Source organism: Methylobacterium oryzisoli, assembly GCF_046557895.1.
Taxonomy (GTDB): Bacteria; Pseudomonadota; Alphaproteobacteria; order Rhizobiales; family Beijerinckiaceae; genus Methylobacterium; species Methylobacterium oryzisoli.
The window spans coordinates 1-8,364 of sequence record NZ_JBKIBX010000085.1 but is presented as its reverse complement, the minus strand read 5'-3'; the positions used below and the strand labels follow the sequence as shown (position 1 = coordinate 8,364).

At 73.3% G+C, this 8,364-nt stretch carries 8 protein-coding genes; 2 read left to right on the top strand and 6 right to left on the bottom strand.

All coding sequences use genetic code 11. The annotated features are described in order from the left end of the window. Window positions 1-212 (top strand): hypothetical protein (locus ACKUB9_RS33615; protein ID WP_407530940.1); only part of this gene is annotated, 212 nt, incomplete at its 5' end. Window positions 213-235: 23 nt separating this feature from the next. On the opposite strand, the gene ACKUB9_RS33610 is transcribed toward ACKUB9_RS33615, so the two are convergent. Both ACKUB9_RS33610 and mtoX read right to left on the bottom strand, forming a co-directional pair. Further along, window positions 236-973, bottom strand: a complete 738-nt coding sequence (locus ACKUB9_RS33610) for an SCO family protein (RefSeq protein ID WP_410823595.1) — start codon at window positions 971-973, stop codon at window positions 236-238. A gap of 7 nt (window positions 974-980) precedes the next feature. Next, complete coding sequence (gene mtoX / locus ACKUB9_RS33605; RefSeq protein WP_407530936.1) at window positions 981-2,303, bottom strand: methanethiol oxidase; 1,323 nt, start codon at window positions 2,301-2,303, stop codon at window positions 981-983. Window positions 2,304-2,491: 188 nt separating this feature from the next. On the opposite strand from mtoX, the gene ACKUB9_RS33600 reads away from it, so the two are divergent. Beyond that, the gene (locus ACKUB9_RS33600; protein ID WP_407530934.1) at window positions 2,492-3,238 is read left to right on the top strand and encodes an FkbM family methyltransferase; all 747 of its coding nucleotides are present in this window, start codon (window positions 2,492-2,494) and stop codon (window positions 3,236-3,238) included. Window positions 3,239-3,250: 12 nt separating this feature from the next. Here the strand turns inward: ACKUB9_RS33600 and ACKUB9_RS33595 are convergent, their stop codons facing one another. The 4 genes from ACKUB9_RS33595 to ACKUB9_RS33580 all read right to left on the bottom strand — a co-directional run bounded on the left by ACKUB9_RS33595 (window position 3,251) and on the right by ACKUB9_RS33580 (window position 7,973). Further along, on the bottom strand, window positions 3,251-6,124 hold the full coding sequence (locus ACKUB9_RS33595; protein ID WP_407530932.1) for an FkbM family methyltransferase: 2,874 nt from the start codon (window positions 6,122-6,124) through the stop codon (window positions 3,251-3,253). A gap of 237 nt (window positions 6,125-6,361) precedes the next feature. Next, on the bottom strand, window positions 6,362-6,892 hold the full coding sequence (locus tag ACKUB9_RS33590) for a GNAT family N-acetyltransferase (RefSeq protein WP_407530930.1): 531 nt from the start codon (window positions 6,890-6,892) through the stop codon (window positions 6,362-6,364). 46 nt (window positions 6,893-6,938) lie between these two features. Then, window positions 6,939-7,265 (bottom strand): DUF6916 family protein, encoded by a 327-nt coding sequence (locus ACKUB9_RS33585; protein WP_407530929.1) that lies wholly within the window; start codon window positions 7,263-7,265, stop codon window positions 6,939-6,941. 21 nt (window positions 7,266-7,286) lie between these two features. Further along, window positions 7,287-7,973, bottom strand: a complete 687-nt coding sequence (locus ACKUB9_RS33580) for a phage tail protein (RefSeq protein ID WP_407530927.1) — start codon at window positions 7,971-7,973, stop codon at window positions 7,287-7,289. Window positions 7,974-8,364 lie beyond the last annotated feature (391 nt).

Sequence of the window (8,364 nt, the reverse complement as noted above, 5' to 3'; positions counted from 1 at the left end):
CGGCGCCGGTGCTGGTGGACCTGCGCAACGTCTACCGGGCCGACGACGTCCGCAAGCACGGCTTCGCCTATACAAGCATCGGACAGCCGTGCTGCCGGGCCGGACGCCCCGGGCGGAGCCCGGCGCGCAGCCAGGATCTCTGCCAATTCAACCGCTTCCTGCAGGGCGGCGAGCATCACGGCCTGCGCGCCGTCGAGGTCGCGGAAGCCTGACGATGGGATGTGCGGGCGCTGCCTCAGCGCCCGCGCGTCTCCTCGATCAGCAGGGTGCGCACGTCCGTGAGGACGAGGGCCGGGTCGAAGAAGTCGAGGCTGTAGATGTTGCGGATGCGCCCGTCGCGGTCGATCAGGAAGGCGCGGAAGAGGTGGCTCAGCCCCCCGCCGGCCGAATCCGGCCTGGCATCGACGCGCTGGTCGTAGGCCGCGAGGACGGGCGCGAGCGCCGCCCGGTCGGGCGCCGTCAGGAAGCTCCAGGCGGGCGCGGCCGGATCGGGCGAGCGCCACGTCGCCGCGAAGGCGCGCATCACCTCCGGCGTGTCGTGCTCGGGATCGAAGCTGAGCGTCACGAGCCGCATCCGGCCCGCCAGGCCCGGATCCCTGGCGGCGAGATCCTGCAGCCGGGCCATGTCGGCGTTCGCGAGCGGGCAGACGTCGCCGCAGCGGGTGTAGATCAGGGCGAGCACGCTCACGCGGCCCCGCAACGCGCCCCCGAGCAGGTCGAGGCGCCGCCCGGTCTCGTCGAGCACGGCGCCACCCGCCGCGGGCCTGATCGGCGGCAGGCGGTAGCTGCCGGGGGCGGGAATCGGGAACGCGGAGGTGCTGGGGACCTCAGCGGCCGGGGCCGCGGGCCGGCCCGCGGCGGGTCGACCCGCCGCGGGTTTGCCCGCCGAAGCCGCGCCGTGCCCCTCGTGGCCGCGGGCCGGGGCGCACGGCGCGAGCGCCGCGGCGAGGAGGAGGAGCGCCGCCGGCCGCATCCGGGCCTCAGTTCGCGTAGAGCGCGCGTGCGCCGAACGCCATCATGTGCGGGCGCCCGAGCCGCTCGGCCGTGAAGTCGATCGCGAAGCGCGGCGTCAGCTCCTTGCGGTCCCAAGAATAGGCCTTCAGGAATTGCTCGTTGTCCGCGCCGGTCTTGTCCCAGTTCGCCAGGAGCGAGGAGGTGTAGTAGATCCGCCGCCCGTCCCAGCTCTGCGAGACCATGTTGAGCTGGGCGCCGATCTTCTTCTCGTAGATCTGCTTGGGCCGGTGCGGGTCGGTGACGTCGAAGACGCGCGTGGTGCCGTCCATGAAGGTGTCGACGAACAGCGTCGAATCGTCGGCCGAGAGGCTGATGTCGACCGGCACCGGCAGCTGCGCCGGATCGCCGATATCGGCCACCGGCTTGGCGCGCCACGCGCCGCCCGCCTCCTCGTGGACGAGCCAGATCTTGCCCGTGAGCGCGGTCGACGTGAAGGCGTAGTTGTGCTGCGGCCCCCAGGCCCAGCGGATCTCCAGGGGCACGCCGGGGACGTGCAGCACCGTCTTCGGCTGGCGGGCGTGGAAGTCCCACAGGACCATGGTCTGGCCGAAGCGCTTCATCGCCTCGGCGTCCTTCATCAGGTCCGGCAGCGGGCGCATGTAGTTGTCGAGGCCCGTGAAGGACGAGGTCAGCATCACGTTGCGGCGCGGCAGCACCCGGGCATCGTAGCCGTAGCCGTCGGCCACCGCCTCGACCGTCGCGCCGTTCGGCGCCTCGGCCGTGGGCAGCCAATGCGTGGCGATGTAGTCGCCGCCGTTGGAATACTCGACCAGCGCCGCCTTCCCGGTCCCGTCCTTGTTCGACAGGCTCGGGATCAGCATGCGCCCGGGGAGCGCGTAGGCGCCGTGCGGGCCGGCCGCGCCGCCGCTCTTCGCGACGAAATCGTCGATCACCTTGACCAGCCGGGGCTTGGCCGGGTCGGTGGCGACGTCGAAGATGAAGATCCGGCTGTCCGACAGCCCCGCGGCCCAGAACTGGCGCCGGTCGTCCGTGAAGCCGCCGTGATGGGCCTCGTGCCGCCCGCCCACCGGGGCGGCGTGGATCGGCCGGCCGAAGGTCGGCGAGCCCTCGCGCACGTCGACCGTGACGAGCTTGTCGGAGCCGTCGCCCAGGCCCTCGACGCCGAGCGTCCAGACGTAGACGAAGTCCTCGACCCCGGTGATCTTGGCCATGTAGGGCGACTGGCAGGTCTCGTCGGCGAGCGCCGGTCCCGCTGCGAGCAGCAGGGCCGCGCAGCCCCGGCGCAGCGGGGCGATCCAGCCGGACGGACGCGAGCGGACCCGTGTCATCGACACCTCCTCCCCGCCTGCGGACGGGCGCCGGAATCCCGGCCCTCCGCCATGCTTGGCCCAATCCGGGGGGCTGTCAACCGACCGGCCAAGCCGGACGCGGGCTCGACAGCGGGGCTGCTCCCGGCGCATGAGACCCGCCTGTCCCGACCGGCCCTCGCGGCCCGTCGCCGAGGAGAGCGGGGGCGATGAGACCGAAGGGCACTGCGGCGGCCGTGGGGCGCTCGCTCCGCCTCTATCACGGGGCCGCCGCCCCGCGGGCGGCGATGGACGCGCTCTACCGCCGCTTCGTGAGCCCCGGGGACCTCGTCTTCGACATCGGCGCGCATGTGGGCGACCGGGTCGGCGCCTTCCGGCGGCTCGGCGCCCGGGTGGTCGCCCTGGAGCCGCAGGCCGGCCCCGCCCGCGCGCTGCGCCTGCTCTTTTCCCGCGACCCCGGCGTGACGCTGGTCGAGGCGGCGGCGGGCGAGGCGGAGGGCGCGGTGTGGCTCGCCCTCAACCACGCCAACCCGACGGTCTCCACCGCCTCCGCGTCCTTCATCGCCGCCGCCGCGGACGCGCCGGGCTGGGAGGGCCAGGTCTGGGACGCGCGCGTGCGCTGCCCGGCGACCACGCTCGACGCGCTGATCGCCCGCCACGGCCGCCCGGCCTTCGCCAAGATCGACGTGGAGGGGTTCGAGGACCGGGTGCTCGCGGGCCTCACCGCGCCGCTCCCGGCCCTGTCCTTCGAGTTCACCACCATCGCCCGCGACGTGGCGCTGCGCTGCCTGGAGCGGCTGGCCATGCTCGGCCCCTACGGCTTCGACCTCGCGCTCGGCGAGAGCCAGACCCTGCGTCTCGGGCGGCTCGCCCCGGCGGCCGAGATGGCGGCGCTCCTCACCGGCCTGCCGCACGCGGCGAATTCGGGGGATGTCTACGCGGTGCTGCGGGGCTGAGGCCGGCCCGGCTCACGGCGTCACCGTGACGCCCGCGTAGAAATAGTCGTTCTCGAACACCAGCTCGACGGCCGATCCGGCGATCAGGTCGGTGGCGTAGGCCGTCTGCGCGGTCACCCGCGCGATCAGGTCCGGCCGTTCGTTGGGGATCGCCAGATGGTCGGTCGGCCAGTCGGTGCGGATGCGCACGAGGCTGTAGTCCAGCGCCAGCAGCATCTCGATCAGGCGCTTCGAATCCGTGCCCCGGTTCCGCAGGTAGAGATCCTCGATCTCCACGAACAGGACGGGCCGGTCGCGCGCGATCAGCGCCCGCATGCCGGTCAGCGCCTCGACCTCCGCGCCCTGGACGTCGATCTTGACGAAGGCGATGGGCGGCAGGACGAGGTCGTCGAGGCGGACCGTGAACGCGGCGTCGCCGCCGCGCCCGATCGCGGTCCGGCCGATGTTCACGAATCCCCCGGCCGGCCCGGCGTCGATCGCCTCCATCTCGATCGTCGCGCCCGTCGTGTCCGTGGCCGCCATCTTGAAAGCCCGCACGTTGCCGAGGCCGTTCGCCACCACGTTCATCTGCAGCTGCGCGAAGCAGTGGGTCAGCGGCTCGAAGGCGAAGACCTCCCCCCGCGGGACCAGCCGGGCGAGCCCGACCGTGTGGTAGCCGAGGTTCGCGCCGAGATCGACGACGTTCGACTCCGGCCCCAGGACCATCTCGGCGAAGGCGTAGAGGTGCGGCTCCCAGTCGCCGCTCTGCGCGATGTTTTCCGAGATGTGGTCCCGCTCGGTGACGAGGAAGGTGCCGCGCTTGGCCGCCACCTGCTTGATCGCCGGCCGGGACGGGGGCGGCGCGGCGAGCCCCTGGACGAAGGCCTGCCACTGGGCGGCCCGCCCCGGCCAGCCGTAGGTCGTGCGGGCGAAGTCCTGCTGCTCCTCCGCGGTCACCCGGCGCCCGCCCCAGGGGTCGGCGAGTTCCTCCGCCAGCACCCGCGCGAAGGCCTCCGCATGCGCGGCCGGATCGGCCTCGTAGGGATAGAGGCGGCCGAACCGCCCCACCGTCTCGGGCAGCGCGCCGAGATCGGGGCAGACCACCCGGCAGCCCGCGGCCAGCGCCTCGATCACCGCGAGGCAGGAGGTCTCCGCGAAGGTGCAGGGATAGGCGAGCAGGTCGATGCCGCGCAGCGCAGCGCGCAGCTCCGCGTTCGGGACGATGCCGTGGTCGTGCACGTTCGGCAGCGCCCGCGCCCGGTCAAAAAGGTCCCGGTAGGGCGCGTCGTCGAAGGCGGGTCCGTAGAGCCGGTGCGAGGACCAGAGGTGCAGCTCCGCGCCGTCCGGCCGCAGGCGGTCCCAGGCGTCGAGCAGGACCGAGAGGCCGCGATAGGGCGTGCTGGTATAGGCGAGCGTCAGGGGCCTGCGGCCGAGCCACGCCCGGTTGATCGGGGCCACCTCGGTGGCGTTGCGCAGCACGGTGCAGCGCGCGGGGTCGAGCCCGAAGGCGGCGAGGAACCGCTGCCGCTGCCAGTCGGACACGAAGACGAAGTGCGCGACCCGCGCGACGAGGCGCGCCTCGCGCAGCCATTGCACCGCCGCCTGGTCGATGTCGTGGTGGATCCACACCACGAGCGGGCGCGCGTCGAGCGCGGCCTCGTCGAACAGGTTCACGCGCAGCTGGATGCGGTCGAGGCTGCGCCCCAGCCGGGCGTGCAGGCCGTCGACCATGAGCTCGGTTCCGGCCTGCGCGCGGGCCGGCGCCCAGGTGGAGCGCCGGGGGGCCTCCGGCGCGGGCGCGCCCGGCGGGCCGGCCCCCTCCGCGAGCCGGTCGCAGGCGAAGCGGGCGTTGGCGGCGATGCGCGCCCGGTAGCCCTCCGGGAGAGCGTCCTGCGCCAGGAGCGCGAGGCACGCCTCCAGGGATTCGCGGTAATGCCCGGCCCAGTAGGCGTTCACCGCGAACTCGTCGCGCAGGCCGTACTGGTAGATCCAGTCCTCGACGAAGAGGGCGTCGTGGGGCGGCGGCAGCGCGAGGGCCGGCCGCGCCACGTCGGCGCCCTGCGCGTGCCGCCCGGCATTTCGGCAGTACCGTGCCGCGCCGTGCTGCGCCTCGGCCCGCATCGGGCAGGCCGCCGCCGCCTCCGCGTAGGCGGCGAGGACCGCCTCGGCCGGGTGGCCCAGCGTCTCCCGCAGGCGGGCGGCGCAGAGGAGGCTGAGGTAGACCTCCTGCTCCCAGAATCCCTGCCGCGCACGCCGCAGGTAGGCATCGAGCGCCGCCTGCGGCTGCCCGCCGTCCCGCAGCGAATTGGCGAGGTAGAACGTGTAGCGGGCGATCAGCCCCGGATCCTGCTCCGTGGCGAGCGCCGCCCGCAGCAGCGCGGCATCCCGCTCGAACTTGCCCGGCCGGTTCGCGCCGCTCGCATGGTCGATGAAGTGCGCGCCCTGCAGCGATTCCGTCCGGCCGGAGGGGAGGTCGAGGTACTCGTGCGTCACGCCGCGGTAGCGGGCCTCGGCCCCGCGCCGCAGCAGCCGCGCGTTCCAGTAGGTGAGGCCGGAGCGCTGCTGCATCCGGTAGAGGTCCGCGCTCAGGTGCCGGAAGGCGTCCGGCTCCTCGACCATCAGCTCCATGTCCGCATCGACGAGGAGCAGGTAGTCGAAGACCTGCGCGGAGCGCCGCGCCCGGTCGAGCGCGGCGTTGCGCGCCTGCTCGAAGGTCTCGAACGGGATCCGGTGCAGCTCGCCCGGCAGGCCGCGCGCCCGGAAGAACGAGTCCACGAACTCGGGCGTCCCGTCGGTCGATCCGGTGTCGCACACGACCCAGCACTGGATCTGCGGGGCGAGCGACGTCAGGCATCTCTCGAGATTATCGATCTCGTTCTTGACGATCATGTTCAGACAGATGCGCATGATTCCGCTCAAGGAGGCCGGATCGTCACGACGGCCGCGCCGTCCCCCCGCGCGGCGGCGCAAGCGGGCGGGACCGGGCCGGGCGGCGGCGGATCGCCTCCGGCGCCGGCCCGTGCGGACGCGCCAGCGTCGCGGGAGGCCGGTCCTCGTCCCGCCCCGGCCTCATCATGCCCCAGCGTCACGCGCCGCGTCGAGGGCGGCCGCCCGGCCGAACGCCGGGCCGGGCCGGGCCGCGCGCTACCCGCCCGGCGCCGCCGGGCCGGGCAGGCCGGCGGGCGACCACGCCATGTCGTAGTGCGGGGGGCGCACGGCCGTGACGCGGAAGCCCAGTCGCTCGTACACCCCCCGGCCGGTGGAGCCGAGCATGGGGGTGGAGAGGGTGATCGGCAGGCGCAGGGCCCCGGCCGCGGCCTGGAGGCTGCGCACCACGTCCGAGCCGATGCCCCGGCCTCGGGCCGCCGCCAGCACCTGGAGTTCGGAGAGGCGCCAGTCGGCGTAGCCGAGGTCGACGATCAGCCGTCCGACCGGCTGGCCGGTGCGCTCGATCACGAAATCCAGGTGCTCCGGGTAGTGCGCCTCCAGCCCTGCGCGCAGGGTGCGGTACTGCTGCTCGTAGAGCGCGTGGACGGCGTCGCGGTCGTCGTCCGCCCAGGCGAGCCAGGGCCGCGCCTCGCGGAACAGGCGCAGCAGGAAGGGCTGGTCGGCCGGGGCGGCGGGGCGCAGGCCCAGGCCTCCGGCGAGCGGGATGGAGCCGGCGAGCGAAACCATGGGGACGCGTCCGATGCGGGCGGGGCCGGGAGGGCCGCGCCGCCGCTCAGGTGAAGATGATCTGGAAGACCGCGAGGCCCGGCCCGTAGCCGGTCGGCAGGATGCGCTCGACGTAGAGCGGCCCGATCTCGCCCAGCGTCTCGTGCCAGAGCAGGAACGTGCCGCCGGTGAAGGCCGGCACGCCCGCGGCCGGGCAGCTGAGCTCCAGGCTGAAGGCGGTGCGCGGCCCGCCGGGCATGGTCGCGCGCGGGTGCTCCTCGCAGCGCGCGAGCGACACGGCCAGGGCGGTGCCCTCCGCGCCGCGCAGCGCGAAGGCCGAGCCCACCAGCGGCGCGAACAGGGCGGCCGAGAGCGTGTTGAGCGGGTGGGTCATGGGCAGGTCACGGGCGGCAGGTCACGGGCGGTACGGGTAGACGCCGTTCACCGCGATGATGAAGTTCAGCGCCAGCGACGGCTGCAGCAGCCCGAGCGGCCGGCTGCCGCCGGTCTCGCCGACCGTCACGCTCCCGCCCGTCACCACCTCGATCTCCAGGGTGTTGGCCGCCGTGGAGGCGGTGCCCGTGACGCTGGCCGAGGTCCCGCCGAGCGGCACGAGGTTGCTGGTGGTCGTCGGGCCGTAGACCTTCTGTGTGCCCGTCAAGGTCGCCGACAGCATGTTGGTCTCGCTCGTCGGCGCCCTGCTCGTCGCGTCGGTGCTCGTCGCGTTGACGGTGACGCCGACCTGCAGGTCGCCGGTGGTGGCCGGGATGGTGACCGCCTGCGTGCCGGTGGTCGGGGCGAAGGCCGCGGCATGCGTGTGGGCCGGCAGGGTGGCCTGATCGAGCGTCACCGCCTCGGTGCCGACCGGGGCGCCCAGGGCGTAGGTCGCGCCGCCCGCCAGGGTCCCGCTCCCCAGGGGGACCCGGCCCTGAAGGTTCGGCAGCGCGAAGGTCTCCTGCCCGTCACCGCCATACGTCGTGCCGAACAGGCTGAACAGACCCGAATATTGATCCTTGCTGACGACCTGTCCCTGGCACAACAGGTAATCCCGCGGCGCGAAATTGAACGGAATGAGGTAGATCATGCCGAGCATCGGTTCCATGACGCTGTCCTCTCAGAGCGATGACGTCTCTTCGAACCGAAATGGAGTCTATCGCATTCGCTTCTCTTTAGGGAAGATGAAATCGGATGTTTTGGAGAGAATCGAGTCCCGGCGGCCCGCGCGCCCGGTCGATGGCGGGCGCGCCGCCCCGCTCCGGCGCCTGTGGAGGCGCCGACGCCGAAACGCGGACAGGGCGGAACTGGCACGGGGAACCGCGACGGCCCCCCTCTCCCGCACGGCAGGCCTGTCCGGGAAAAATGCCTCGACAAGGATGGCGCGGGATCCCCTCTCCCGTGCGGGCTAACATATTCACACATCGCCGAATGAGACGCGGGATCTCCTCTCCCCGCGTGCGGGGAGAGGGCTGCTTGCACCTTGTCGTGCAAGCAGC